Source organism: Rhodococcus sp. ZPP (assembly GCF_017656075.1).
GTDB classification, from domain to species: domain Bacteria; phylum Actinomycetota; class Actinomycetes; order Mycobacteriales; family Mycobacteriaceae; genus Rhodococcus_F; species Rhodococcus_F oxybenzonivorans.
Genome location: NZ_CP058638.1, coordinates 2899094 through 2924956 on the forward strand (window position 1 = coordinate 2899094; position 25863 = coordinate 2924956).

The following is a 25863-nucleotide window of genomic DNA, read 5'->3' on the forward strand; positions in this document are numbered from 1 at the left end:
ATCGACGTACATCGTGACCGAAGGGCCCGGCGTTACACAAACGAGATGTGACGTTCTGGCATCGAGATCTGCAGGTCGGCCACCGGAGACCGCGCCTGCACGATTCGGCCTATTTCACCGGTTCCGGAAAAGGTGGCTCGAGATTGCACCGCTGAATTTCGTACGCGGGCACCCGATCGAAACGGTAGCTCGCGAAATCCAACGCATCCTTGAAATTCTGCTTGAAACGCGGCCAGGTCAGTTCGGACCTATACGACGTCAACAGTTCCTGTGTCTCTGGGCAGGACAGCGCCACGCGTGCTTCCGTCACCCATTCCTCGTCGAGGAATCCGGGCATCCACGGGTGCTTGTCGATCATTCCCGTGTCGACCACCACCCAGTCGGGATAGAGGTTCTTGTCGTGTCCGATGCGGCCGTCGTCCAGACGTTCGGTGTGGGCCGCGAGCGGATACGCGAGGCCCATCTGGTCGAGAACCTTCACATCGAGCCCGACGTTCATGCTCGTCATGCCCAGGTTGAGGAAATAGACCGTGTGGCCTGCACCGCCCTCTGGGATCGGAAGGGGCGGAGGCACGACGAACCAGTACGTGTAGTCGGGCGACGCGATGAGCAGGCCACCGTCCGGGGTGTCCGCAATGGTTTCCGCCATGGCCCGCATCCGGGGGTAGTCCAGATAATCGTCGGCGCGAATGGGATGAGTGTGACCGGTATTGAGCACGTAGAACGCGCGCTCGTCGACAATTCCGGATCGCCCGACGACGGCGCCTTCCGGCATTCCGGTGGTATTGGACGCGAAGAATGCCCACACCACCGTGCCCACCCACAGGAATGCCATCGCGAAGAACATCGAGGTTTCGCGATTTCTCCCCCACGACACCTTGTCGGGAATTCGCACCGGAATAACGGCGACGGGGACGAGGAAACAGAACAGCACGGGAAGGAGAACGCGGCCGTGCATGAAGTCGCCGCCGACACGGAGCGAATAGAGACCCAGAATGAATCCACTGCCGAGAATGAATGCAACCACCGCATTCTGCGTCCGGAGCCGGGCGCGTAGGCTTCGGACACGGCTCCCGCGAGTGTGAGCAACACCATTGCCGAGAGACTTGCTGCGACCCCGCCAGGCGAGCACCGCGCCGACGAGAAGGAACAGCAGCGGGAGCCACAGAAGGTACGGGCCGACAAGATTCCACAGATACGCGAACCCCTGCGACCACTTGGCGCCACCGGCGTCCTTCGACACCGCGGTGTTGGGATACGGGAGCGCGTAGTAGCCCATCCGCCAGATCTGGTACCCGACCGGCACGATGCCGGCCACGAACACCATGACGGTGCGCGCCACCCAGGTCAGTCCGGGTGCGAGGAAGATCATGGCCAGCGACAGGGCGCCCAGAATAGCCAGTTCGGGTCGCACCAGCGGGCCCATTCCCGCGATGAACGCGAGGATCAGCACAGATCCGGTGGAGGGTGCAGCAGCCTGGCTCCAGCGGATCAGCAGCAGCCACAGCAGCGCGATCCAGAAGATGACCAGGCAACTTTCGAGGCCGGACGTGGCGAAGTCGCGCGCAGGCGGAACCGCGATGTAGACCAGGACACCGGCAGGCAGGAGGAACAGCGTTCCGCCCGAGCCGAACGATCCACCGCGATAGAGCCGGGCCGTGCCCAGCATGGCGAGCACGATGGCTGCCGTGGACAGAACCAGGGCAATCGTGAGGACCACGTACTCGAGCCGGCTCTGGGTGAGCCAGCCGAAAGCGTAGACGATGTAGGTCCAGGCGGTACTGGTGTTCGCCTCGACGCGTTCACCTGCGTTGAAGACGGGACCGTTGCCCGCGAGCAGGTTGCGCACGGTGCGCAGGACGATCAAACCGTCGTCGGCGATCCACCGACGCTCCCAGGCTCCCCAGAACATCAGAAGAGCCGAGATGGCCACACCCCCGAGGAAGACCACCCTCGAGAGGATGGCCTTCCGGTGGCGTTCGGTCTGCTCCGCGGCGGCATCCGAGTGTTCGGTGCCTCCTACCACGTCAGACGAGGTAGACAGCGACACCCACCACTCCGATCCAGGCGATGGCGAGGAGTTGGAGCACGCGGTCGCCCAGAGCGATCTCCTCGGGCTCTCCCGCCTCGCCGCCGTCGACGTCGACCGCGTAGCGGAGGATCGCGATGGTGAACGGCACCATGGAGATGGCGTACCAGTTCGTGTTCTTCAGGTCGTCCTGCTGGAAGGCCCACAGTCCGTAACAGAGCACCACGGCCGTGGCGCTGAGGGTCCAGACGAAGCGCAGGTACGTAGTGGTGTAATTCTCGAGCGACTTGCGGATCTTCGCCCCGGTGTTCTCTGCGAGCTGCAGTTCCGCGTACCGCTTACCGGCGGCCATGAACAACGAACCGAACGCCATGACCAGCAGGAACCACTGCGACAACGCGATCTCGGCGGCTACACCGCCGGCGATGGCGCGCAGCAGGAAGCCGGACGAGACGATGCAGATGTCCAGGACGGCCTGATGTTTGAGGCCGAAGCAGTACGCCAGCTGGATACCGATGTACACGGCCATCACGACGGCGAGCTGCCAGTTGGCCAGGAACGACAGGGCGATGGCACCAACCAGGAGGACGACCGCCATGGCGAATGCCAGGTTGACCGGGAGGACGCCGGCCGCGATGGGCCGGAATCGCTTGGTGGGGTGTGCGCGGTCCGCTTCGACATCCATTGCGTCGTTGACGAGGTAGATGCCGGATGCTGCCATGCAGAACACCACGAATGCGAGCGCGACCGGCAGCAGGACGTCGGGCTCCGTGGCCGTTCCTGCCGCGATGGGAGCTGCCAGCACCAGGACGTTCTTCACCCACTGGCGGGGGCGAACTGCCCGGACGATGCCTGTGGCCAGGGATGTCGGGGGTCCGGTGACGACTGCCGGTTCCTCGCTCATTTTTCTCCAAACTTCTGCTCGGCCTTGAGTACCGCAGCCGCAGACGCGGCCCCCAGGGCAGATCCGGCGAGCACATCGGTCGGGTAATGCACTCCCAGAACGAGCCGGGAGAGCAGCATCGGCGGTACCAACAACGCAGGCAAGGGTAGCCCGGTGAGTCGGCCGAGCAGCACAGCAGCCGCCGTCGTGGACGTGGCGTGCGAGGACGGGAAGCTCAGTTTGCTCGGTGTCGACACGTTGACCTGGATGGACGGGTCGATCGGCCGAGGCCGGCGGACCACGCGCTTGATCGCGATCGACGCCGCGTGGGCACCCACCGCGCCGACGGCGACTCCCGCCCACTGACGTCGGCGGGGCTTGTCGAGCGCGGCACCGATTCCGGCGACGGCCACCCAGCCGAAGGCGTGCTCACCGAAGTGAGACATCCCACGGGCGGTGGCGACGACCCCCGGCTTGCCGGCGATCGTCGACTGCACAGACCGCAGAATCTTTACCTCACGAGATGCCGAAGACACGTTCCCACCTCTCCTTGCTGGTCAGGGCAGGAACAGCGTCCTGGTACTCACGTTTGAGATCGGGGAACCGCTGAGCCAGTTCACGGCGCAGCCGCAGGGCTTCCTTCAGCAGCGCGAGGGCCTGCTTGGGGTTGCGCTTGCGGTAGACGACTCCCCTGCCGTCGGCGGTGGTGACCGTGACGCCGTCCACCTGCGAGAGGAGGAACCAGCGTGCGTCCAGCGTCGGGACATTGAGCTGCGGCCGCTCGTGGTGTTCCGTGTGCGCAGGCTTGACGTTGTGAACCAGGCCCTTGCCGAGGCGCACGATCTTCGCCAGCGGGTTGGTGGGCAGACCGACGGCGCCGACCTCGGCCCCGGAGGGCAGCGGCAGGCTGGTCGAGGACGGCAGGACAACGGCGTCCGGAAATTCCTTACGCATCGCATGGACGTTGCCCAGCGCGGTGGGCAGCAGCTCGAAGATGTGCTCGGGTCCCTGGAGGAAGTCGGCGATGGCCTGGTTCTGAATCGCCACGGTCGAGTATTCGAGGCACAGCAGGTGCTTGATGGTGGCCTTCACACTGTTGACCACGAGGCCGCGGACGCTGCCCGGCATGTGCAGGGCCGCGACGACGAGCCGGTTCCGCAGATGGAAGTACGCCTGCCAGTCGATGGCGTCGTCCTTGTCGCTCCACGCCATGTGCCAAATGGCGGCACCGGGCATGGTGATGGTGGGGTAACCGGCCGCGCGGGCGCGAAGCCCGTACTCGGCGTCGTCCCACTTGATGAAGAGTGGGAGCGGCTGACCGAGTTCCTCGGCCGCCTGGCGGGGGATCATGCACATCCACCAGCCGTTGAAGTCGACGTCGATGCGGCGGTGCAGCTTCTTCGAGTTCTCGCGGTCGCTGAGCGGGTACTTGGAGAAGTCGTGGTCGTATTCGACGTTGGGCGCGGCGGTCCACATGAAAATGCTGCGATCGACCACTTCACCCATCGTGTGCAGGTGGCTGCGCTCCTGGAGGTTCAGCATCTGGCCACCCACCAGCATGGGGGACTTGGCGAACCGGGACATCGCGAGCGCACGCAGAATCGAGTCGGGCTCGATCTCGATGTCGTCGTCCATGAAGAGAATGTGCTGGCAGTCGGTGGTCTTCAGGGCCTCGTACATGATGCGGCTGTAGCCGCCCGAGCCACCCAGATTGGCCTGGTCGTGAATGACGAGGCGTTCACCGAGAGCGGCTGCGGCCTCTTCGTACCCGGGCTCGTCCACGACCTTGCGCGTGCCCTGATCCGGGACGATGACGGCCTTGACCACATCGAGCACCAGCTCGTCGGACGCGAGCGCTTCCAACGCCTTCACGCAGTCGGTGGGCCGGTTGAACGTGGGGATGCCCACGGCCACGGTGCCCTCGCCCGGCGCATCGATCGGCGCGAACCAGCCGGCGCTCTCGAGGACGACCTCGGTGTCGGAGGTGATGTCGAACCAGATCCAGCCGCCGTCCTCGAAAGGCGCCAGCTCGATCTCGAACTCCATCGCGGCGTCGCCGTCGAGGAACTCGCGTCCCTCGACGTGGATGCGGGACGAGTCGGCCTTCGAGCGGTACACGTCGACGCGGCCGTGGCCGGACAGATCCAGCCGCAGCACCACCGACTTCAGGATGGTCCAGCGACGCCAGTAACTCGCCGGGAAGGCGTTGAAATAGGTGCAGAACGAGGCCTCGGACTCCGCACCGACCGACAGCGACGTCCGCGACAGCGGGTGGGCGCGACGACTGTTGGTCTTCGCTTCCTCCACGTAGAGGGTGCGCACGTCGAGGGGCTCCCCCGGCCGGGGCACGAGAATGCGCTGCAGCAACGACTTGCCCAGCAACGACGGGTCCTCGGTCCCCTGCTCGGCCTCGAGCAGGTGGCGGGCGCTCATTCGGAGTCCCCCACGAGTTCCGCACCGGATTCGAAGTGCGGTCGAAGGGAGTTGTCGAACATCGACAGCGCGCTCGCGATTGCCATGTGCATGTCCAGGTACTGGTAGGTGCCGAGGCGTCCGCCGAACAACACCTTCTTCTCGGCCATCTCCGCCTTGGCCCGGTCCCGGTATGCGGCGAGTTTCTCGCGGTCCTCGCGGGTGTTGATCGGGTAGTACGGCTCGTCCGCGCTCTCGGCGAAGCGCGAGTACTCGCGCATGATCACCGTCTTGTCCTTCGGATAGTCCCGCTCCGGGTGGAAGTGGCGGAACTCATGGATGCGGGTGAAGGGCACGTCGGCGTCGTTGTAGTTCATCACCGGTGTTCCCTGGAAGTCGCCGGTCTCGAGGACCTCGGTCTCAAAGTCGAGCGTGCGCCAGCCCAGCTCCCCCTCCGAGTAGTCGAAGTACCGGTCGAGGGGGCCCGTGTAGACGACGGGGGCGTCCGGGTTCGCGGCACGCAGCTCGTCACGGACGTCGAAGTAGTCCGTTTCCAACCGGACCTCGATCTTCGGGTCCTTCGCCATGTTCTCGAGCCACGCCGTGTAACCGTCGACGGGGAGGCCCTCGTACGTGTCGTTGAAGTAGCGATTGTCGAACGTGTAACGCACGGGCAGTCGAGTGATGTTGCCCGCAGGCAGGTTCTTGGGGTCCGTCTGCCACTGCTTCGCGGTGTAGTCCCGGACGAAGGCTTCGTACAGCGGGCGTCCGATCAGGGAGATCGCCTTTTCCTCGAGGTTGGACGCTTCCGCCGGGTCGATCTCACTGGACTGCTCGGCGATCAGCTTCCGCGCCTCCTCCGGGGTGAAGAAACGGCCGAAGAACTGCGACACCAAGCCGAGGCCCATCGGGAACTGGTACGCCTGCCCCTTGTGCAGGGCGAACACCCGGTGCTGGTAGTTGGTGAATTCGGTGAACTGGGTGACGTAGTCCCACACGCGCTTGTTCGAGGTGTGGAACAGGTGTGCACCGTACTTGTGGATCTCGATGCCGGTCTCCGGCTCGGCCTCCGAGTAGGCGTTTCCGCCCAGGTGGTGGCGGCGGTCGAGCACCAGCACACGCTTGCCCAGCTGTGTTGCTGCACGCTCGGCGATGGTCAGTCCGAAGAATCCGGAGCCGACGACGATGAGGTCGTATCCGGCCGCGCTGTCGCGCTCCGTCTCGGCCTTCGCGGGGGCAGTGGTCTCTGGGTTTGCAGCGGTCACGGTGAACCAGGGTAAGCGACTCGGCCCCCCGTGCGCGGCCACGGGGTGCACGGACACCCTCGCCATGCACGAGGAGTTCTCCCGGTATTCACCGCTTCTGCGAACCTCGTTGTTCCCACCGTCGCGCCGATCCAGCTCAATGATCGGGTGCGCATCGTCCAGCTGGCCAACTTCTACGGACCGCGGTCGGGCGGGCTCCGCACTGCCCTGCACAACTGGGGGCGTGGCTACGCCGAGCGCGGCCACGAAGTGGTCCTTGTCGTCCCAGGTCAGCGGGATAGTGAGGAGGTTCTGCCGGGTGGGGTTCTGCGGATCACCCGGGCGGCCCCGGTGATCCCGGCGACCGGCGGCTACCGCATCGTCAATCCGCGGCGCGTGGCCGACGTGGTGCGAGGACTGCGACCCGACGTCCTCGAGGTGTCCGATCGGCTGACGTTGCGTGGTTTCGGCGGCTGGGCCCGCGACCGCGGCATTCGCAGTGTCGTCGTCTCACACGAACGTCTCGACCGACTTCTCGGCCAATTCGCACCGCGTCGTCTCGCCACCGGGTGGGCCGACGCCGCGAACCGCCGCATGGCGCGCAACTACGACGCCGTCGTCTGCACGACGGACTTCGCAAGCGAGGAGTTCCTCCGGATCGGGGCACCCAACCTGCACCGGGTGCCACTGGGGGTGGATCTGGCGATGTTCCATCCCGGCAAACACGATCAGGGCATGCGCGACTCCTACGCCGGGCCGGCGCAGCGCTTCCTCCTGCACTGTGGCCGCCTGTCGGTGGAGAAGCAGGTGGAGCGGAGCATCGAGGCGGTCCGCTTACTTCGGCGCGAAGGGCACGACACCCGCCTCGTCATCGCCGGTGACGGACCCCGACGGGAAGCACTGAAGTCCCGGGCACGCGGACTCCCGGTCCACTTCACCGGGTTCATCAGCGACAAGTCGCAGCTCGCCGCCCTGTTCGCCTCGGCCGACGTGTCGCTGGCACCCGGCCCGCACGAAACGTTCTGCCTGTCGGCGCTGGAGTCGCTGGCAGCGGGCACCCCGGTAGTTGCGTCACAGTCCTCGGCGCTGGCCGAGATCATCACACCGGGGTGCGGCGCCCTGGCGCGCAACCGCGGCTCGGCCTTCGCGGAGGCGGTCAGCAGCGTCCTCGAGATTCCCGCGAATACTCGGCGGGCGTCCGCCAGGCGTCGGGCCGAGGATTTCGGCTGGGCCGAATCCGTCGACGGAATGCTCGCGGTGCTCGGGGACGACCGCTAGCTGCCTCCGGTCGGGATCCAGTCCCGGAGCACACTCGCGTCGATCACCTGCGCACCCAGCTTCTCCGTCCAGATGATGGTTCCGTTCTGATACATCCGGAACTTGCCCGCCTCGGACGGCAGCATCATTTCCGGACCGACCGGTGCACCGACCGTGCTGTTCACTCCGCCCAGTTCCTTGTACTTCTCGGCGATCGGCGATCCCGGGTTGGTGCCGACGGTGTCGTCGTCGGCGAGACTCGGGTCGGGTTCGCCCGGCACCGACGGCTCTCCCGGTATCCCGACGCCCTCGCCGACCGTGAACCAGTCGGACTTCAGTTTCAGCTTGGCCCGCGCCTGCGCCCCCGTCACCTCCGTGGTACCGGCGGAACCGACTACCTTCACGCCGGTGACCCGGCCCCCGTCGACGCCGAAGTTGTTGCGTGTCACCACTTCGAAGGTGTGGAGTTCGCCCACACCGAACGCGGTCGCGATATCGCCGGCCGTCAGCGTGACCGCCCAATCGTGGTGCGGCGACGCGGTGTCGCCCTGGTCCTCGACAGCCGGAAACTCGCCACCGGCCGTGAATCCGCCTGTCGACGACGAAAATTCGGCGGCAACGGCCTTGTTGTCCTTGACGAGGATCATGCCCTGAGTCGAACGCACGGCATCCGTGGTGCGAGGATCCTCCACCGCGGAGCCGCCATAGACCTGGCAACTCTGAGTGTCGCAGGTCCGCGCGTAGGCCTCACGACTCTCGGCGGCAGCGTACGAGCGTGCGGCAACCGCCTGTGCCCGAAGGGCTTCCGCACCGCCGGTATCGGTCCACTCGGCCTTCGCCTCGACGGGCACGACCCCGAGCAGGTAGTCCTCCATGCCGAGGACGTTGACCGTGCGCACGGCTGCGCCGTCCAGCGCGACACCGAGTGCACCGCGGTACGGCGTGTCGCCGGCACAGAAGGTGAGGTGTTCGTTCGGCGGACGGTCGGGCCCGAGATCGACCGGGTCCACCCACGGGTGGTCCGTGACGTCCTGCCACAGCACCTCCCCGGCGCAGCCCCGGGTCACGACGACGTTGGCGCCACCGCCCGCCGTCGGCGTGAGATGCACGGCTTCACCCGGCCCGACGGGCTTGCCCGCCACGACCGCACCGACGGCGGAATACACGTCGAGTGTCTGATCGTCGCGGCCCTGTAGTCGCACGCTGATCTGCGCGTCCGCGAGCGTGCCGAGGGTGGTTCCGCCGTAGTAGTGGGCGAGGATGCGCTCGGCTGCCCATCCCTGGTCCTTCGCGTACCCGTAGGCGCCCCACTGGCCCATCCCGCGACCGTGCCCGTTGCCGTGTCCGGAGAGCGTGAACGGAGTGTCCGAGGCGACCGACTCCCGGATCTCCGGCTCGGCCGAACGGAAATGGACCGCCATGCCCGCAGCGCCCACCACGAGGAGAGGGGCGATACCGAGCGCCGACACGCGCGCCACCGACGACGTCCATCCGCGCCGAACGGGACGTCCCGCGATGTACCGCCTTCTGCGTGTCCAGGCAGTTCTCCCTGCGCGGATCCCGAATTCGGTCTTGGACATCAATGCACTCCTCATCGCTGAAACAACGAGCTCCGAAGCGCGGTGAGTGCCTTGCTCCGGCGGGTCCGAAGAATTCGGGATAAAGTCTCAATGTAAGGTTGAGCGTTATGGACCTGTGTGACTAGTGTGGCAAGAGTGATTCGAGTTGGCAACATCAGTCACACAGGTCACATCGGCATCACAAGTTGCAGATGAGCGAGGCCTGCTCGCAGGAAACTACAACTGAGGAGAGTCCCCTTGCCGCACCGCCGACCGAAGCCCTCGATCGTCCTCGGGGCTGTCGCTGCTCTGGCTGTCGCAAGTCCCGTTGCGGTCTACGGCATCAGCAGCGCCCCCTCCGACGTCCGCTCCACCAACGAGACCTCTGCCTCCGCGGTGTCCACGGAGATCGCCCAGGTAGTGCTCTCCCAAATTCCCGACATCGTGATTCCGCTGAAGGAACTGACGGGGCTGAACCTGCCCGACGTCAATATCGGCGATCTGCGCAACGTGAAGATCCCGCCGTACATCCAGATTCCGAGCAATCTCCCCCTGCCGGCCGGAATTCAGATCCCCAACCTGCAGATCCCCCTGAAGCTTCCCGCTCCCGGTGACGTCTCCGACCCGGCGATCTTGCCGCCTGCCGACCAGCAGCCGGGAGCCATCGTCAAGCAAATCACCCGGGACACCCCGTTCAGCATGGTTGCGCTCACCTCCGAGACCGTGGCGTCCGCGGAGTCGAAGGTCCGCGCCCTGCGAGCCGACGGAACCTGGGGCGATTGGTTCTCCCCCGACATGATCGACACGCGGCGCACCGACAGCACGGCGTCGAACGGCACGGTGGCCACCGAACCGGTGTACGTCGGGTTGACGAAGGCCATCCAGATCCTGACGCCCACGACTGCGCCGGCATCGGCCGCCGGGCCGGTACCCGCTCCGGTCGCGCCGCAGCCTGCACCTCCGGCGACACCTGCACCTCCGGCTGCCGCGGCGCCCGCGGGTGCTGCGCCGCTGGGGTACACACCCGCTTCCGTCGACCGGCCGCTGCGTCAACAGCCGGCCCAGACCGGTGCCGACGACGTCACCGCCGTGCTCATCGAGCCGGGCAGCGGACCGGGTGACGGGGCCCTGGGCGACATTGCGGCACCGATCGGCGGTTCCGGACCCAAGGTGATCACCCGCTCCCAGTGGGGCGCCGACGAGTCGATCCGTTGCGACGAACCGACGTACGACGACTTCATCGGTGGTGCGACGGTGCACCACACCGCCGGCGCCAACGACTACTCCAAGGCCGAGTCCGCCGAAATCGTCCGGGCGATCTACGCATACCACGCGCAGACGCTGGGCTGGTGCGACGTCGGCTACAACGTGCTGGTCGACAAGTACGGGCAAATCTTCGAAGGTCGCGCGGGCGGTCTGGACCGTCCGGTTCAGGGCGCGCACGCGGGCGGGTTCAACGAAAACACCATGGGCATCGCGATGATGGGTGACTTCTCATCCGAGGATCCGCCGCAGGCGACGATCGACTCCGTCGGCAAGTTCCTCGGATGGAAGCTCGCCAAGGCGGGACTCGATCCGCTCGGCCAGACCACGATGTACTCGGAAGGCACCGAGTTCACGCCGTATGCACAGGGTGAGGCCGTCGACCTGCCGGTGATCTTCGCGCACCGAGACGTCGGCAACACCTCCTGCCCCGGTGATGCCGGGTACTCGCACATGGACGAGATCCGTCAGATCGCGGCCGCGAATAGCGGTGGCGGCGGCGACAGCGCATCACTCGCCTCGGGACCTCCGGCGGGCGAGACCCCGCCTGCGTCCGCGCCGGGAACGGATGCGAGCGCGAGCCTCGGCGCAGGCATCCCGGCCCTGGTCAACGAAATTCTTCGGCTGACGGACCCCTCCCCCGTCGCACAGAAGTGGGTGGCCGAAGGCGGTGACACCGGCCCCCTCGGGCAGGCCGTCACCGGACTGCTGCAGGCGAAGGCCGGCAACCAGGGTGCGAAGTTCACCAACGGAGCCATCTACACGTCACCCAACGGGGGTGTGTGGTCGGTTCTCGGACAGATCTTCAAGACCTGGCAGAACCTGGGCGCCGACAACGGCGAGCTGGGATTGCCGACTTCCGACGAATACCCGATCCCGGGTGGGCTGCGCACCGATTTCGAGAACGGCTCGCTCATCTTCAACGAGCTCACCGGCATCGTCACCAAGGTGTTGAAGACCTACAACGACGCCTACGCGGAGGCGTACCGCGACGGCGCCAGGGTCGACGCCGCGGCGCCCGCCGCACCGCCCGCAGATCCGGCACAGCTGCCGCCGGCACCTGCACCGGCCGCACCTGCACCGGCACCTGCACCTGCACCTGCACCGGTCGAGCCTGCGCCGGCCGCTCCGGCACCAGCTCCGGTGGGCTGACGGAACTGCATCACCCTCTCGGGCGCTGGTGGTTTACGACCACCAGCGCTCGAGTACTTTTGCCACCCCGTCGTCCGAGTTGGTTGCGGTGACCTCGTCGGCAGCCGCCTTGGCGTCCGGATGCGCGTTCTCCACGGCCACTCCTCGACCCGCGAGATTCAGCATCGGAATGTCGTTGGGCATGTCACCGAACGCGACGATCCCCGACGCCGTGACCCCGAGCTGCTCCATCACGATCGCGAGGCCGGACGCCTTGCTGATCCCCGACGCCGACAGCTCGATCAGACCGTTGTCCGTCGAAAATGTGAGGTCCGCGCGGGCTCCGAGGTGGGGCCGCAAGACATCGACCATCGCCTGGCTCGACATTCCGGGCACTCTGATCAGCAGCTTGACGGCCGGCGCTGCCAGAACCTCGTCCTCGGACATCTCGGTGTTGTCCGGATTGAGCCACGCATGCTGATAGCCGGGAGAGCTCACGAACTGGGGTGTGGCCGCGTCGTGAGCGCTGACGCCCACACGTTCCGCCGCCAGCCCCGCGCCCGGCAACATCTCCAGAGCGATCTCCGACAACCAGGTGAGGGTGTCCACGTCGAGCGTCGCGGCGCTGAGCACTCTGTCACTGTCGGCGTCGTAGATGACGGCGCCGTTGGCGCAGACGGCGAGGGGCGCATAACCCAGGCCCTCCACAACGGGATGGATCCACCGCGGCGGGCGACCGGTGGCGAGAACGAACGGGGTTCCCGACGCCACCACCGACTGCACGGCGTCACGGGTGCGGGCACTGACCCGTTCGTCGGGCCCGATCAGGGTGCCGTCGACATCGGACGCTACAAGGGTCGGTCGGTCTGGGCTCACCCGGTCATTCTGCCTGCACTGTTCTTCCCCGTGCCGAGCGGCCGCCGGGCGCGGGCTACCGGTGGTGTCGCAGCTCGGTCTCGCGGCGGTCCATCTCGGTGGCTTCCTCGATCGTCGGGGCACTGCCGCCGAGACGTCTCGGGACCCAATACGCCCCGGCCGGATGCTCGAAGCCACTCTGCACGTGATGCAGGATGCCTTCCATCCGCGTGTGCAGCGCCGCGGTGAGCAACTCCGGCGGTCCCGTCGGCCCGATCGGCCGGAATCACGCCGCAGCCGCGCATGAGAAATTCATCACCCGGGTCGCGCGCGAGCCCGGCCTTCGCCATCAGTCGCAGTTTCCTGTCCGCGGCGGCCACCGTCAGCGCCAACTGAACGAAGTCGAGGTACGCGGTGTGTTTGACCGCGAGCCCGCGCCGCTCGTCGCCGGGATGTTGTCGAGTCCGGTGCGAGAAATCCTCAGTCCCTGGAAACGGGACAGCGCCCTTGCCGCCGACTCGACAAAGACAGGTTCCACCCGATCTAGCTCCCGGACTCCCGGGCCTGTCGAGCCTGCGCCCTCTTCTCGGCGTCGGCGGCGTCCAACTTGTCGGCCTCTTCCAGCGTTGGCGCGCTGCCGCCGAGTCGCGCGGGCACCCAGTAGGCACCCGCAGGATGGTCGTAATCCTTCTGCAGGTCGGCGAGCATTTCCTGCATGGTGGTGTGGAGTTTCTTCGTCAATTCGGCGGCGGGCTCGATCGGCGCGATGGGCTCACCGACAGCAATCGAGATGGGGGTGTTGGTTCGCCCGAGGCGCTTCGGGAACCCCTTGGTCCACACGCGCTGCGCACCCCAGATCACGATCGGGATGATGGGCACGTCGGCCTCGATCGCCATCCGTGCGGCACCCGACTTGAATTCCTTGATCTCGAAGCTGCGACTGATCGTGGCCTCGGGATAGACGCCGACCAGCTCCCCGCGGCGCAGCCGGTCGACGGCAGCCCGATACGAATCCGAACCAGCCCCGCGGTCGACGGGAATGTGTTTGAGGGCCCGCATGATCGGGCCCGAAATCTTGTTGTCGAACACTTCCTTCTTCGCCATGAAGCGGACGTACCGCTTCACCCTGCGCGCCGGGAGCCCCGCGTAGGTGAAGTCCATGTAGCCGGTGTGATTGATCGCGATCACCGCCCCACCCGTCGCGGGAATGTGCTGATCGCCCTTGACCGTGAACTTCAGCCCCTCGAAGGCGAATACGGTGCGGGCAATGCCGATGACGGTTCGATAGACGGGTTCCACAATCGGCTAGCGTAGCCGGGTATCGGCGATCTGGCCCGAAGTCGGGGACGGACGCTCGGCGGGGAGTCGGCAGGAGGGCGTGTGAAGGAAATGGGCCGCACGGGCAGGGGGGCGTTCGCGCCCGCACACACATTCGCCCTCGTGGTCGGGATCCTCGCCTCAGCGGCGGCCTGCGATTCCCAGTCCGGCATCCCTGTGGACGCCGCGGAGACAGACGTTGCGGCGGGAGAAGTCGCGGCGGCAGGAGTCGCGGCTGCCCCCACCTCCACCGCCGACAGTCCCGGTACCGTGCCTCCCACCTCGGCCCGGCCGGCCCCGCAGGTGGTCGTCGGTGAGGTCCCCGGCAATCCCGAGGCCGCCGACGCCGTCCGCGCATGGGCTCTCGACCTCGTCACGGATCCCGAGGGGCTGACCTCGACCTGCTGGACCCTGCCGCCGGCTCAGATGGCCGAACAGTACGAGGACACCGGCGCAGTGCTGCGGGCCCTCGCACAACCCGGTGTCGACGGGCAGTTCTCCGTGTCGTGGACGGGTGGCGGCACCACCGTGTCGGTCAAGCGGAGCGAGATCGCGTCGGGTTACGCCTGCCCGCACGTCCATCCCGCCGGGACGGCCGACGTCTACACCCCGGCGGACGCCGAACACGCGGTGGCGAGGTTCTTGTCGCGGGAGGCGGGACGACCGGTGAGCCCGGCCGACACCGAGACCGCCTATCCGTTGATCTGCCCCGGGTTCAGTCCGTGGGACCCCTCCGGGGCGGGGGACGGTGGACAGCCACCGCTGAAGCAGGACCCCGACGTTCTGGCCGACACCACCGCGTTCGCGGCAGACGACATGACCACCACACCGGTCCGCGGCGACTACGTGAACGTCACGGTCCCGGTCACCGATGTCTCGGGTGTGACGAAGACCAAGCAGGTCACCTTGTCGATCGGCCAGGACGGCTACTGCCTGGGCGAAGTAACGTAGGCGGCTCCGCCGCCCGTGCGCCTTTTTGGCTGTTGGGGCTACCGGAAAGGCGCATGGGTGGCGCAGCCGCCTACCCTGGAACAGTCGCTCAGCTCTTCAGGAGGCATACCAGTGCAGGTCACCAGCGTCGGCCACGCCGGATTTCACATCCAAACCGAGGCAGGATCGATCCTGTGCGACCCCTGGGTGAACCCCGCGTACTTCGGGGCGTGGTTCCCGTTCCCGGACAACACCCAGCTCGACTGGGACGCCCTCGGCAACTGCGACTACCTGTACGTATCGCACCTGCACAAGGACCACTTCGATCCGGAGAACCTGAGCAAGCACGTCAACAAGGACGCCATCGTTCTGCTCCCCGACTATCCGGTGCCGGACCTCAAACGGGAACTCGAGGCACTCGGATTCCATAAATTCTTCGAGACCGAGGATTCGGTCAAGCACAGGATCAACGGGGCAGGAATCGAGGTCGCTCCGCAGGCCCCGCTCGCGCCGGGCGACCTGGACATCATGATCATCGCCTTGCGGGCGCCCGCCGACGGACCGATCGGCGACTCCGGTCTCGTGGTGTCCGACGGCGAGACGACGTGCTTCAACATGAACGACGCCCGGCCCGTCGACATGGACGTCCTGCACGACGAGTTCGGGAAGATCGACATCCACCTGCTGCAGTACTCGGGCGCCATCTGGTACCCGATGGTCTACGACATTCCCACCAAGACGAAGGCCAACTTCGGCAAGCAGAAGCGTCAGCGCGGCATGGATCGGTGTCGCAGTTACATCGAGCAGGTCGACGCCACCTGGGTGGTGCCCTCGGCAGGTCCGCCGGTGTTCCTGGACGACGAGCTGCGTTACCTCAACGACGACCGCGGTGACGAGGGCAACATCTTCCCCGACCAGATCACGTTCCTCGAGCAGATGAAGATTCACGGCAACGACGGCGGGATATTGATGATCCCGGGGTCCACCGCGGATGTGAAGGGCGGTGCGCTCACCCTGACGCACCCCATTCCGGACGCCGAGGTCGACAAGATCTTCGCCGAGAAGGCCGCGTACATCGAGGACATGGCGCAGCGGATGGCTCCGGTCCTGGCCGCCGAGAAGGCGGGGTGGGCTCCGGCCGAGGGCGAACCGTTGTTCGAGGCGCTCAAGGCCAAGTTCGAGCCGATCATGAAGCAGTCCGACCTGATCTGCGACGGTATCGGTTACCCGGTCGGTCTGGTGATGGGTGACGAGACCGTCGTCCTCGACTTCCCGCAGCGCATCGTCCGTCCGCGCGGGGAGAAGGACGGCAAGTACCGCTACGGCTTCCGTATCGCGCCCGAATTGGTTCGCACCGTGCTCCGGGACGACGAACCCGACTGGGTGAACACCATCTTCCTGTCCACCCGCTTCGAGGCGTGGCGGGTCGGCGGCTACAACGAGTTCCTGTACACGTTCTTCAAGTGCCTCACCGACGAGCGCATCGCCTACGCCGACGGCTGGTTCGCAGAAGCCCACGACGACTCGGCGTCGATCGAGCTCGGCGGCTACGAGATTCAGCGTCGCTGCCCGCACCTCAAGGCCGACCTGTCCAAGTTCGGCGTCGTCGACGGCACCAATCTCACCTGCAACCTGCACGGCTGGCAGTGGGACCTCGAGTCGGGTCGCTGCAAGACGTCGAAGGGCCACGAGCTGCGGTCCAGCAAGCTCTGACCGCGCGGGCAGCAGCACCGGGACAGCCAGTGCGGCAACGAGTGTGGTGACCGAGAACCACGTCGAGCCGACAGCGAAACCCACGTAGATCAGAAGTGCGGTGATCTCGCCGAACAGCCCCGACACCGAGGTGACGGTGGCCCGCGCCGGACCGGTGATCGCGTCCTGCACACGAGCTTCCGACACGATCATGGCATTGCCGAGGATGCCGTAGCCCGCGCCGATTGCCGCGAACCCGGTGACACCACCCAGAAGCGCTCCGGCACCGAGCAATACGGCACCCGCTGCGACGACACGGCTCATCGTCACCGCTCGCATCGACGCCGTCCGGCCGGCCGCCGCGGTACCCACCACTTGGCCGGCGACGGTGATGGCCACCAGCAACGGCACCGCCGCCGTCGCGGTGCCACCGTCGCGGGCGAGCAGGCCGAAGTACTCGTCGAAGGCGAGAAATCCGACGAGCACCGACGACAGCACCACGCCTCGGCGGAGCACCGTGTCGTGCGACACCTCCCCGACCCCGGCCCGGAGCATCCCGGCGTAGCGGGACAGCAGTCCACGCCCGCCGTCCACTTCCCGTGTTTCGTCCGCGTCGGCTGCTCTCGGCGCAGCGGGAAGCAGTAGTGCGAAGCCTCCGTGCACCACCGTCGCAGCGACACTGGCCCATCCGACCAGCGTGTAACCACCCAGAACGAAGAGAGGCGCCGCGGTCAGCGTGGCGACGAGGTTGCTCGCCATGGCGCCGGAGTTGGCGTAGCCGAGGAGCCGGGCGAAGGTCTCCGACTTCCCCCGCGAGGCAAGTTCGTCGTACAGCAACGCCTCGAACGTTCCGGACTGGATGGCGCCACTGATGCCCCACAACACGAATCCGGCTGCGAAGCCTGCATACGACGGCGCCACCACCCACACGGTGAATCCCGCGGTGTACAGGGCGGAGGCGAAGACGAGCAGTCCACGCCGGGACACGGTGTCGGCCCACGCGCCCGAGGGCACCTCGGCGACGAACGATACGACGGACCAGATGACGAGTAGCGACGAAATCTGTCCGACGCTGAGGCCGTGGTCGGCGAACAGCAGGTCGTAGAGACCGAAAAGCGGAATGAGGTCACGCGTGGCGGTGTAACCGACCACGCGGACGGTGAGCGATCGCTGGGAGCTGGGTCAAGGCTGAGCGGCGGGATATCTCACGCGCCCATTTTTACACAGAGCGCCCAGCGAGTCGCGCGGTTTTCGTCGATCGACTACCCGGCTGTCGGTGGCTGATCGACGAGCTGGGCCATGTACAGCTGATCGCCCATCTTGTCCATCAACTCGATCTGTGTCTCCAGATAGTCGATGTGCTCCTCTTCTTCCGCGAGGATGCCTTCGAGTAGCTTCGCCGACGTCGCGTCGCCCTTCTCCCGGCACATCTGAATTCCGGGACGCAGGCGTTCGACCACCTCGAGCTCGACCGCGAGGTCGGAGTGGAACTGCTCTCGCAGATCCTGTCCGATGCGCAGCGGGAGCAGCTTCTGATAGTTCGGTAGCGCCTCGAGAAAGAGGATGCGGTCGGTCAAGATCTCGGCGTGAATCATCTCTTCGATGGACTCGGCACGCGTCTTCGCCGCCAGTTTGGTGAAACCCCAGTTGGCCTGCATCTTCGAGTGCAGGAAATACTGGTTGATTGCCGTCAGCTCACTCGTCAACTGTTCGTTGAGAAGAGCGATTACCTCGTCGTTACCGCGCATGACAACCTCCGGTCGCCGGGACTAATGCGACCGTATCAGGCTCGACCACTCTCCGCAGCGGATCGTGGTGTCAGTTGTCAGGCAGCTGTGCGATTACGCTCCGCGTACGCACAGAGAATTTCTTCGAGGCGGTTGACGCAGGTTCCACACCCCCATCCGGCTCCACATCGCTCACCGATGGCATCTGCAGAGTCGGCACCGTCGTGCACATGCTCGTGCACCTCGGTCTCGGTGACGGCCTTGCAGATGCACACGAACATGTGGAGCTCCCTTACGCGAACTATCTGATTAGGTAAGGGTTACATCATTCGGGCGCAGATGCAAGGGTAGCCTTGCATAACGGACAGTATTCTTTTACGGCTTCAATACGTCCGTACCGACGAAGGGCACCAGCGCCTCCGGCACGCGTACCGTCCCATCGGACTGCTGGTGGTTCTCGAGGATCGCCACGATCCACCGCGTGGTGGCCAACGTGCCGTTCAGGGTGGCAGCAGTCTGGGGCTTCCCGTTCTCGTCGCGGTACCGCACACCGAGGCGCCGCGCCTGGAACGTCGTGCAGTTCGACGTGGATGTGAGCTCGCGGTAGGCCTGCTGGGTGGGCACCCACGCCTCGCAATCGAACTTGCGGGCAGCCGAGGAACCCAGATCGCCCCCGGCGACGTCGATCACCCGGTAGGGGACGTCGATCGCGGCCAGCATGTCGCGCTCCCAGGCCAGCAGACGCTGATGCTCGGCGTCGGCATCCTCGGGCTTGCAGTAAGTGAACATCTCCACCTTGTCGAACTGGTGGACCCGGATGATTCCGCGGGTGTCCTTGCCGTAGCTGCCTGCTTCCCGGCGGAAGCAGGTCGACCAACCCGCGTACCGCTTCGGGCCTGCGGAAAGATCGAGGATCTCGCCCGAGTGGTACCCGGCGAGCGGGACCTCGGAAGTTCCGACGAGGTAGAGGTCGTCGTCGGCAAGGTGGTAGATCTCGTCCGCGTGGGCGCCGAGGAATCCGGTGCCCGCCATGATCTCGGGGCGCACCAGCACGGGGGGAATCATCATCTGGAACCCGTTGGCCATTGCCTTCTGCGCGGCGAGCTGCAGCATTCCGAGTTGCAACATGGCGCCGAACCCGGTGAGGAAATAGAACCGGGCGCCGGACACCTTCGCGCCGCGTTCCATGTCGATCAGTCCCAGCGACTCGCCCAACTCGAGGTGGTCCTTGGGCTCGAAGTCGAACGTGGGGACATCGCCGACCGTGTCCAGGGTGACGAAGTCGTCCTCGCCACCGGCCGGGGCGCCGTCCTGGACGATATTGGAGATCGCCCGGTGCGCGGCATCGAGCGCGGCCTGCGCCTCGTGCTGCTCCGCCTCGGCCTGCTTGACCTTGGCTGCGAGTTCCTTGGATCCCTCGAGCAGCGCGGGCCGTTCCTCGGGGGACGCCTGGCCCACCTTCTTACCGAAGGCCTTCTGCTCGGCGCGCAGAGTGTCACCGGCGAGTACCGCGGCGCGACGGGACGCATCGGCCTCGAGCAGCGCGTCGACCAGCGCAGGATCTTCACCGCGGGTGCGCTGCGACTCGCGGACGGCGTCGGGGTTCTCGCGGAGGAACTTCAGGTCAATCACGGTGTCAAACCCTACCGGGCGCCTCCGGCGCGCTCATTCGGGTTTCGGTTCCAGCAGGCTCAGGAGATCTTCCCGGCCGAACATGCGCGCGGCGTCCACCGCGGTGGGGTGCCCGGCTGTGGGGTCGGCACCGCCCGCGACGAGGGTGCACACCACCCCGTCCTCACCCTTGAACAACGCCCCTGCCAGCGGTGACTGGCCCTTGTCGTTGAGTCGGTTGACGTCGGCACCGCGGTCGATCAGAGCCTGGACCGCCTCGGCATGGCCGTGGTAGGCGGCCAGCATGACGAGGGTGTCGCCGTTCTGGTTGGTGAGGTTCACCGGGACCCCGGCGTCGATGTACGTGGCCAACGCCACTGCGTCACCCGCGCGTGCGGCATCGAACACCCGGCCCGCGAGTTCCTGGAGTTCCGGATCCACAGGTTCGGCGGAGGGCTGCGAATGGTCGTTCATGGCACTCGAAGCTACCCCGCCGCGAACCTGATCGAAGGAGTTGTTCTGCTTCTCGCACCGGAACGGGCATGATGGAAAACGATGTCCTCAGATCAGCCGAACGGTGCCGAACCGCAGCCCGGGAACGCCGGGCAACCGACCAAGGCACCCCGCACCATGTCCGCGACCACGACGCGTCGCGCGCTCGCTGCTGTCGCGATCGGCGCCGTGGTCGCGGCGATCGCGACCTTCGCGATCGCAGGTGGGTTCGAGCGCAGCGAGAATCTACGCACCCACTCGGGCGACCCCGGACCCCAGGCCACCGCGTCGGTGGAAGGGGAGGCTTTCGCATCGGCGATCGCGGGCGACTGCCTCGACTGGACACCGTCGAACGATCCGAAAGAGGATCGCAAGGACGTCGCGAAAGTCGACTGCTCCGAGGAGCACCGTTTCGAGGTGGCGGCCCCTCTGGATCTCAGTGTCTACCCGGGCGCAGAGTTCGGCCCGGGTTCGCGCTACCCGGGCGCCCTGCGGTTCGCCGAGCTGCGGGACGAGCACTGCGTGCCCGCCGTCGAGACCTACCTGGGTTCGCGTTTCGACCCTTACGGGAAGTTCAGCGTCGGTCTCATGTTCCCCAGCGAGGCAGGCTGGACCGCCGGGGAGCGCACCCTGCGGTGCGGTCTCCAATTCTCTGGCACCGCAGGCACTTTGCTGCCTTTCAGTGGGCGGGTGGCCGAGCAGGACCAATCCAATGTCTGGGATCCCGGCACCTGCATCGGCATCAATCAGAATGTCCCCACCGATCCCGTCGACTGCGTGCAGCCCCACGCGTACGAGGTGATCTCCGTGGTCGATCTCGGCACCCAGTTCCCGGGTTCGATGCCGTCGGTCGAAGATCAGGACAAGTACCTCGAGGGCGTGTGCACCCAGGCGTCCAACGAATTTCTCGGCTCGGCGGACGCGTTGCGGAACAAGACCCTCACCCTGTTCTGGGACAACCTGGAACTCGACAGCTGGCTGGCGGGCAGCAGGCGCATCAACTGTTCGGTGGGCAAGGAGACCGACACCGGCGGCTTCTCGACCATCACCGGGTCCGCCAAGGGCGACATCCTGATCAACGGCGCAGCGCCGGTACCACCACCGCCTACTCCGGAGGGCAGGTCGATGCCGACACCGCTTCCCGGCGCAGCTCCGGTTCCCGGGCGCTGAGGTGCCGGTTCTGATGACGCCCGACCGATTCGAGGAATTGGTGGGGGACGCTCTCGATCTGATTCCGCCTCAACTCGCGACCGCAATCGACAACGTCGTCGTCCTCGTCGACGACCGCAACGAAGACGATCCGCATCTCCTCGGGCTGTACCACGGTATAGCGCTGACCGAACGGGACAGTCATTACGGCGGTTCGCTACCCGATACGATTACCATCTACCGCGACGCCCTCCTCGAAATGTGCAGTTCAGAGGAGGAAGTCGTTCACGAAGTGGCCATTACCGTGATCCACGAGGTTGCACACTACTTCGGGATAGAAGAAGATCGCTTGCACGAGCTCGGCTGGGGATGAACGGTTTTCCCGAGAATTTTTTCTCGGGATCGGGGGGAACCGAAGAGCGCGTGGCGGCGTCCAAGGAAGTAGGGACGCTGCACCATGCAGTTCGCTTGCCGGGGGGCAGCTGCCTTCCGCACCCGCCTAGGTCAGAAGGAGTTCGACGCAATGCCAGCTCTGCACGTCGCACCCGAAGCTCTTGTCGCCGCCGCCGTAGAACTCGACGCGCTCGCCGCGCGCCTCGAGGCTTCGGTCGCACTGAACTCCGCAGCAATCCGGGTACTCCCGTCGGGGAGCGAAGAAGTCTCCCTCCATGCCGCCGGTTACTTCAACACGGTCGCAGGAACGTTCACTCCTGCTGTCGCCCAAGGAATTCTCGAGATGCGGGAGACCGCGAACACGCTCCGCACCCAAGCCGCTCTGTACGCCGCCGAGGACTTTGCCCTGGGCGCGTCGCTCGCTGCGGGCATGTGACCGGTACGCCTCGAGACCAGTAGGAGAATCGCACATGACCATGGGACTGACAGGTGTCATCTGGTTGCCCCGCGGGGCAACCGTCAACTCGACCACGCTCATCGCGGGCGCAGGCCCGGTGCCGCTCAGCGTGGCGAGCGCTGCATGGACTGCGCTGTCCGCCAGCTTCGTCGACGCCAACCTCACGCTCGTTCGGGTGATGGCCGAGCTGGCCGCCGGCTGGCAGGGCGTATCGGCCGTGGCCGCACTCGCCAAGATCACGCCGTTCACGGTATGGACGGCCGAGTGCGCCGAACTGGCGGCAGACACCGCCGTCAAGGCCGGACTCGAGGCGGGCGCATACACGACGGCCGCCCTCATCATGCCCAGCATTCCCGAGATCGTGGCGGTCAAGACCGCGAAGGCCACCGCCTACTCGACGGGCGGTGCCCTCAACGGTTCCGCGGCAGTCGCCGAGGCCGCCGACCGGGCGATGGACATCCGGGCAGGGCTCGTGATGGAGGGGTACGAGGCCGCATCCAACATCCTCGCGCTCAAACGCACGTACAAGCAGCCCCCACGCATCGTCACCAAGGCCGATTCCAAAGAGGTCGGAACCTTCGAGGACGTCCCGCAGGACGGCAACTTCGACCCGACACGGGCCGCCGCCGCCGCGCTGATGGCGGCCGGTCAGAATCCCGCGGTCACCACCGCCGCATCGCAGGTCGGCAGTATCGCCGGTACCACCGTTTCCACCGCCACGTCGGCGGCGAGCAACATCGGTGGGGCGGCGCTGTCCGCGGCCACCAGCTCGGCGGCCACCCCGATGATGGCTGGTGCGCCGATGCCGTCGGGTGGCTCGTACAGCGGTGGCGGCGCGGCTTCCACGTCGACGGCGGCAGCACGGACGTCGGCCGGTGCGCTCGGTGCCGGGACGGGAGCCGGCGGTGCGACTCTTCCCGAGGGCTGGGGAAAGACGGATGCTCTGGGCCAGGGTGCTCGGCCCGGAGCGCCCGCGGCCACACCCGGCGCAGTGATCGGAGACGTCCGGGCCGACATGAATCCCGCTACGGCGGCACGTGGAGCAACGGGTAGCGGACCCATGATGAGCGGGCGCGGCGCGGGTCCGGCCGGTTCGCAGGACGACGAAGAACGGGACACCCCCGATTATCTGAAAAACTTCGAGCACTTCGCCGACGGACGCACGGTCATTCCTTCGGTGATCGGCGCCAACCCCGACCACCCGGAGAGCGGACGTTGATAGACCTGGGCACCCAGGCGGGACCGACCCTGCCGGCGGTGACCCTGAGCCTCGACGAGATGGATGTCCTCGTCGACCGGCTCGCGCTCGACGTCCTGCCGGTGGTGCTCGACGCCGGCCCGCGGTACGACTCGTACGAAGCCAGGGACACAGCGTTTCGCGACGCCGTCGCCGGCCTCACCGCCCGGGATCTCCTCCCGGGCGGTGAGGTTCGCGCCGAGCTTGCTGCCGGGCTGCAGGTTCTTGCCCGCCCGCGGTGGGAAATTGCTCTGCGCTGGTACGTCGACGGAAGCATCTCGCGGTTGTGTGTTTCCCGGGGCGACACCATGTCGGTGCTCACCATGCGCGCCGGCGACACCTACGTGGTGCAGGACGCCGGCGTCGACATCTTTGCGCCGGTCATCGCTGCCCTCGGCACCGCGGAGCCGATGGACTTCGGCGTGGTCAACGCACCCACTGCCCAACTCGGTGAGGTGTTCGACGCGGGGGGTGACGGTAAAGCTCTCGCAGCCGGCCTCACCGCACTCGGTGTCGCGCCGTCCGATGCCACCGCGTTGGGCACCGCGATGGCAACCTGCAACACCTACGCCGAAATAGTGGGAATCGTGTACGGCGACGGGCAGTACGACCCCGTCGGTGGTCCCGTTACCGTATTCGACACGCACAAAGGGCGAATCGTCGGCACATCCAGCGTATCCGCGCATGGCGTCGCCTGGTCTTCTCTGAGCCCGGGTACACCACAACGTCTGCGCCAGGCCCTCGAGTTCCTGGCCGACAGATTGCACTGAGCTCAGATTGCACTGAGTTGCAGCGGTTCTGCACTGAGCTACAACGGTTCACGCTTCCACCACGCCCCCGTCTCGCGGCGCTCCTTCCAGGTGGTGAACCGGTAGCGGTACAAGCGTGCACGCACATGTTGAGGTGGGGCGTCGGGGAAAGGATTGTGGCGCAGGAGTTTCAGCGTGTCGCGGTCGTTCCTCAGCAGCCGCTCCACGAAGGCGGGAAACCATGGATCGGCGTAGCCCGGTGAGATCGGAATAAACCAGAACAACCAATCGAGCCGCAGATGGTACGGCGCGAACTGCCGTGGCCGGCGATTCACATCACCCGGTTTTCCCTTGAACTCGTACTCCTTCCATTCGGACTGCGCGGTGATCGCCGAGTCGGATGTCCCCTCCACGATCACTTCGTACCGAACTTTGGTGACGCTGCCGAAGGCGCCGTAGGTGTTCACCAGATGCCACGAGTTGAACGACGCATTCATCCGCTGACCGTGCGAGATCATGTTGCGGATCGGCCAGTAACTCAGCACCACCACCAACGCTGTCACAGCGACCACCAGGACAACGAAATACAGCGGCGCCGACGAACTTCCCTCCGGGAGCGATACCGGCACAACCATCTCGAACACACTGTCCGGGATGACCGACAGAGCCAGCACGATCGTGATCCAGTTCAGCCAGGAGAAGTTACCGCTCGCCACCAGCCACAGTTGAGTGATGATCATGACGGCCGCGGCGATCGCCGCCACCGGCTGGGGCGCAAACAGCCCGAACGGCATCACTAATTGCGCGAAGTGATTTCCCAGCACCTCGAGCCGGTGGAGTCTTTTCGGCATTCGGTGGAAGTACCAGCTGAGCGGGCCGGGCATCGGCTGGGTTTCGTGGTGATAGTAGAGGCAGGTGAGGTCACGCCAGCATTTGTCGCCGCGCATCTTGATCAGTCCGGCGCCGAACTCGAGCCGGAACAATAACCACCGCACCGCGATCAGCACCAGAATCGGCGGACCGACGGAGGAGTTACCGAGGAAAATCGCCAGAAACCCGGCTTCGAGGAGTAGCGACTCCCAGCCGAAGCTGTACCAGATTTGCGAGACGTTGACGATCGACAGGTAGAGGATCCACAGCACCAACCACACCAGCATGCAGGCGGCAAGCGGCATGAATTGCGTCGCACCCAGCAGAGTCGCGAGTGCCAACCCGGCGCCAGTCCAGGCAACTGCCGCGAAGAACCGATCCGAGTAGTGGAAGTGAAAGACACTCGGTGCGCGTGCGAAGGGGACGGCCCGCAGGAACCGCGGAATCGGCATCATGCCGTCACTACCGACGAGCGGCCTGAACTGATGCACCGCGCCCAGGAAGGCGACAAGGTAGATCGCCGCGAGCCCCTCGGTGACGAGCAGCCGCCCGAGGGAATAGTCTTCGGCTACGAACCATTCCATTGCCGTCACTCCTCGAGGACGG

The 25863-nt window shown here is 66.0% G+C and carries 24 protein-coding genes and 1 pseudogene; 11 read left to right on the top strand and 14 right to left on the bottom strand.

Features of this window, described 5'->3' with window-relative positions; all coding sequences use genetic code 11:
* Positions 1 to 109 precede the first annotated feature (109 nt).
* The 5 genes from zomB to glf are packed head-to-tail and all read right to left on the bottom strand — an operon-like array spanning position 110 to position 6511.
* Positions 110 to 2026 carry a flagellar motor control protein ZomB gene (gene zomB / locus HYG77_RS13760; RefSeq protein ID WP_208962932.1) on the bottom strand — a complete coding sequence of 639 codons (1917 nt, stop codon included), beginning with the start codon at positions 2024 to 2026 and terminating at the stop codon, positions 110 to 112.
* A gap of 1 nt (position 2027) precedes the next feature.
* Positions 2028 to 2933: a decaprenyl-phosphate phosphoribosyltransferase gene (locus tag HYG77_RS13765; protein ID WP_109326037.1), complete on the bottom strand. Its 906-nt coding sequence runs from the start codon at positions 2931 to 2933 to the stop codon at positions 2028 to 2030.
* Entirely contained in the window at positions 2930 to 3448 is a 519-nt protein-coding gene (locus HYG77_RS13770) for a phosphatase PAP2 family protein (RefSeq protein WP_208962933.1), read from the bottom strand. The genes HYG77_RS13765 and HYG77_RS13770 overlap by 4 nt, the downstream gene beginning before the upstream one ends.
* Positions 3429 to 5345: a glycosyltransferase gene (locus HYG77_RS13775; RefSeq protein WP_109326026.1), complete on the bottom strand. Its 1917-nt coding sequence runs from the start codon at positions 5343 to 5345 to the stop codon at positions 3429 to 3431. The genes HYG77_RS13770 and HYG77_RS13775 overlap by 20 nt, the downstream gene beginning before the upstream one ends.
* Positions 5342 to 6511, bottom strand: a complete 1170-nt coding sequence (gene glf / locus HYG77_RS13780; protein ID WP_109334803.1) for a UDP-galactopyranose mutase — start codon at positions 6509 to 6511, stop codon at positions 5342 to 5344. Before glf ends, HYG77_RS13775 begins: the two co-directional genes overlap by 4 nt.
* 225 nt (positions 6512 to 6736) lie before the next feature.
* Between glf and HYG77_RS13785 the strand changes: the two genes are divergently transcribed.
* Entirely contained in the window at positions 6737 to 7846 is a 1110-nt protein-coding gene (locus HYG77_RS13785; RefSeq protein ID WP_208962934.1) for a glycosyltransferase, read from the top strand.
* Here the strand turns inward: HYG77_RS13785 and HYG77_RS13790 are convergent.
* Positions 7843 to 9405 (bottom strand): SpoIID/LytB domain-containing protein, encoded by a 1563-nt coding sequence (locus HYG77_RS13790; RefSeq protein ID WP_208962935.1) that lies wholly within the window; start codon positions 9403 to 9405, stop codon positions 7843 to 7845. The genes HYG77_RS13785 and HYG77_RS13790 overlap by 4 nt on opposite strands.
* A gap of 237 nt (positions 9406 to 9642) precedes the next feature.
* Here HYG77_RS13790 and HYG77_RS13795 point away from each other — a divergent pair, with 237 nt between their 5' ends.
* Positions 9643 to 11799 carry an N-acetylmuramoyl-L-alanine amidase gene (locus HYG77_RS13795; RefSeq protein WP_208962936.1) on the top strand — a complete coding sequence of 719 codons (2157 nt, stop codon included), beginning with the start codon at positions 9643 to 9645 and terminating at the stop codon, positions 11797 to 11799.
* 33 nt (positions 11800 to 11832) lie between these two features.
* Here HYG77_RS13795 and HYG77_RS13800 read toward each other — a convergent pair whose 3' ends face one another.
* The 3 genes and pseudogenes from HYG77_RS13800 to HYG77_RS13810 form a co-directional block, all read right to left on the bottom strand.
* The gene (locus HYG77_RS13800) at positions 11833 to 12654 is read right to left on the bottom strand and encodes an HAD family hydrolase (protein WP_109326021.1); all 822 of its coding nucleotides are present in this window, start codon (positions 12652 to 12654) and stop codon (positions 11833 to 11835) included.
* Between the two features lie 55 nt (positions 12655 to 12709).
* Positions 12710 to 13171 (bottom strand): annotated as a pseudogene (locus tag HYG77_RS40950) (1-acyl-sn-glycerol-3-phosphate acyltransferase).
* A gap of 5 nt (positions 13172 to 13176) precedes the next feature.
* Entirely contained in the window at positions 13177 to 13932 is a 756-nt protein-coding gene (locus HYG77_RS13810) for a lysophospholipid acyltransferase family protein (RefSeq protein ID WP_109326020.1), read from the bottom strand.
* A gap of 90 nt (positions 13933 to 14022) precedes the next feature.
* Between HYG77_RS13810 and HYG77_RS13815 the strand changes: the two genes are divergently transcribed.
* The 4 genes from HYG77_RS13815 to HYG77_RS13830 all read left to right on the top strand — a co-directional run bounded on the left by HYG77_RS13815 (position 14023) and on the right by HYG77_RS13830 (position 17677).
* A complete protein-coding gene (locus HYG77_RS13815) occupies positions 14023 to 14901 on the top strand; it encodes a hypothetical protein (protein ID WP_208963378.1) in 879 nt (292 codons plus the stop codon).
* A 111-nt stretch (positions 14902 to 15012) separates the two neighbouring features.
* Positions 15013 to 16593, top strand: a complete 1581-nt coding sequence (locus tag HYG77_RS13820) for a Rieske 2Fe-2S domain-containing protein (RefSeq protein ID WP_208962937.1) — start codon at positions 15013 to 15015, stop codon at positions 16591 to 16593.
* A 238-nt stretch (positions 16594 to 16831) separates the two neighbouring features.
* Positions 16832 to 17137, top strand: a complete 306-nt coding sequence (locus HYG77_RS13825; protein WP_208962938.1) for a hypothetical protein — start codon at positions 16832 to 16834, stop codon at positions 17135 to 17137.
* Positions 17138 to 17443: 306 nt separating this feature from the next.
* Complete coding sequence (locus tag HYG77_RS13830) at positions 17444 to 17677, top strand: hypothetical protein (protein WP_208962939.1); 234 nt, start codon at positions 17444 to 17446, stop codon at positions 17675 to 17677.
* A gap of 157 nt (positions 17678 to 17834) precedes the next feature.
* On the opposite strand, the gene bfr is transcribed toward HYG77_RS13830, so the two are convergent.
* The 4 genes from bfr to HYG77_RS13850 all read right to left on the bottom strand — a co-directional run bounded on the left by bfr (position 17835) and on the right by HYG77_RS13850 (position 20384).
* On the bottom strand, positions 17835 to 18320 hold the full coding sequence (gene bfr / locus HYG77_RS13835; RefSeq protein ID WP_109326014.1) for a bacterioferritin: 486 nt from the start codon (positions 18318 to 18320) through the stop codon (positions 17835 to 17837).
* 77 nt (positions 18321 to 18397) lie between these two features.
* Complete coding sequence (locus HYG77_RS13840) at positions 18398 to 18580, bottom strand: (2Fe-2S)-binding protein (protein ID WP_208962940.1); 183 nt, start codon at positions 18578 to 18580, stop codon at positions 18398 to 18400.
* A 94-nt stretch (positions 18581 to 18674) separates the two neighbouring features.
* Positions 18675 to 19931 carry a serine--tRNA ligase gene (serS, locus tag HYG77_RS13845; RefSeq protein ID WP_109326005.1) on the bottom strand — a complete coding sequence of 419 codons (1257 nt, stop codon included), beginning with the start codon at positions 19929 to 19931 and terminating at the stop codon, positions 18675 to 18677.
* A gap of 33 nt (positions 19932 to 19964) precedes the next feature.
* Positions 19965 to 20384 carry an ankyrin repeat domain-containing protein gene (locus HYG77_RS13850; RefSeq protein ID WP_109326002.1) on the bottom strand — a complete coding sequence of 140 codons (420 nt, stop codon included), beginning with the start codon at positions 20382 to 20384 and terminating at the stop codon, positions 19965 to 19967.
* 81 nt (positions 20385 to 20465) lie between these two features.
* On the opposite strand from HYG77_RS13850, the gene HYG77_RS13855 reads away from it, so the two are divergent.
* From HYG77_RS13855 to HYG77_RS13875, 5 genes are all read left to right on the top strand, one after another.
* On the top strand, positions 20466 to 21572 hold the full coding sequence (locus HYG77_RS13855; protein WP_208962941.1) for a septum formation family protein: 1107 nt from the start codon (positions 20466 to 20468) through the stop codon (positions 21570 to 21572).
* Position 21573: 1 nt separating this feature from the next.
* On the top strand, positions 21574 to 21924 hold the full coding sequence (locus tag HYG77_RS13860) for a metallopeptidase family protein (protein ID WP_208962942.1): 351 nt from the start codon (positions 21574 to 21576) through the stop codon (positions 21922 to 21924).
* A gap of 150 nt (positions 21925 to 22074) precedes the next feature.
* Positions 22075 to 22380 carry a PE family protein gene (locus tag HYG77_RS13865; protein ID WP_109325999.1) on the top strand — a complete coding sequence of 102 codons (306 nt, stop codon included), beginning with the start codon at positions 22075 to 22077 and terminating at the stop codon, positions 22378 to 22380.
* A gap of 34 nt (positions 22381 to 22414) precedes the next feature.
* Entirely contained in the window at positions 22415 to 23620 is a 1206-nt protein-coding gene (locus tag HYG77_RS13870) for a PPE family protein (RefSeq protein ID WP_208962943.1), read from the top strand.
* A 38-nt stretch (positions 23621 to 23658) separates the two neighbouring features.
* The gene (locus HYG77_RS13875; RefSeq protein ID WP_244461308.1) at positions 23659 to 24408 is read left to right on the top strand and encodes an ESX secretion-associated protein EspG; all 750 of its coding nucleotides are present in this window, start codon (positions 23659 to 23661) and stop codon (positions 24406 to 24408) included.
* A gap of 38 nt (positions 24409 to 24446) precedes the next feature.
* On the opposite strand, the gene HYG77_RS13880 is transcribed toward HYG77_RS13875, so the two are convergent.
* A complete protein-coding gene (locus tag HYG77_RS13880) occupies positions 24447 to 25841 on the bottom strand; it encodes a lipase maturation factor family protein (RefSeq protein ID WP_208962945.1) in 1395 nt (464 codons plus the stop codon).
* Between the last annotated feature and the right edge of the window lie 22 nt (positions 25842 to 25863).

What these genes read in the sequence shown, in the direction of transcription:
- HYG77_RS13765 (WP_109326037.1), bottom strand. Translation starts at nt 2,933, where the DNA reads ATGAGCGAGGAACCGGCAGTCGTCACCGGACCCCCGACATCCCTGGCC.
- HYG77_RS13775 (WP_109326026.1), bottom strand. Translation starts at nt 5,345, where the DNA reads ATGAGCGCCCGCCACCTGCTCGAGGCCGAGCAGGGGACCGAGGACCCG.
- HYG77_RS13790 (WP_208962935.1), bottom strand. Translation starts at nt 9,405, where the DNA reads ATGTCCAAGACCGAATTCGGGATCCGCGCAGGGAGAACTGCCTGGACA.
- HYG77_RS13815 (WP_208963378.1), top strand. Translation starts at nt 14,023, where the DNA reads ATGGGCCGCACGGGCAGGGGGGCGTTCGCGCCCGCACACACATTCGCC.
- HYG77_RS13830 (WP_208962939.1), top strand. Translation starts at nt 17,444, where the DNA reads ATGCCCCACAACACGAATCCGGCTGCGAAGCCTGCATACGACGGCGCC.
- bfr (WP_109326014.1), bottom strand. Translation starts at nt 18,320, where the DNA reads ATGCGCGGTAACGACGAGGTAATCGCTCTTCTCAACGAACAGTTGACG.
- HYG77_RS13840 (WP_208962940.1), bottom strand. Translation starts at nt 18,580, where the DNA reads ATGTTCGTGTGCATCTGCAAGGCCGTCACCGAGACCGAGGTGCACGAG.
- HYG77_RS13850 (WP_109326002.1), bottom strand. Translation starts at nt 20,384, where the DNA reads ATGAACGACCATTCGCAGCCCTCCGCCGAACCTGTGGATCCGGAACTC.
- HYG77_RS13855 (WP_208962941.1), top strand. Translation starts at nt 20,466, where the DNA reads ATGTCCTCAGATCAGCCGAACGGTGCCGAACCGCAGCCCGGGAACGCC.
- HYG77_RS13865 (WP_109325999.1), top strand. Translation starts at nt 22,075, where the DNA reads ATGCCAGCTCTGCACGTCGCACCCGAAGCTCTTGTCGCCGCCGCCGTA.
- HYG77_RS13870 (WP_208962943.1), top strand. Translation starts at nt 22,415, where the DNA reads ATGACCATGGGACTGACAGGTGTCATCTGGTTGCCCCGCGGGGCAACC.
- HYG77_RS13880 (WP_208962945.1), bottom strand. Translation starts at nt 25,841, where the DNA reads ATGGAATGGTTCGTAGCCGAAGACTATTCCCTCGGGCGGCTGCTCGTC.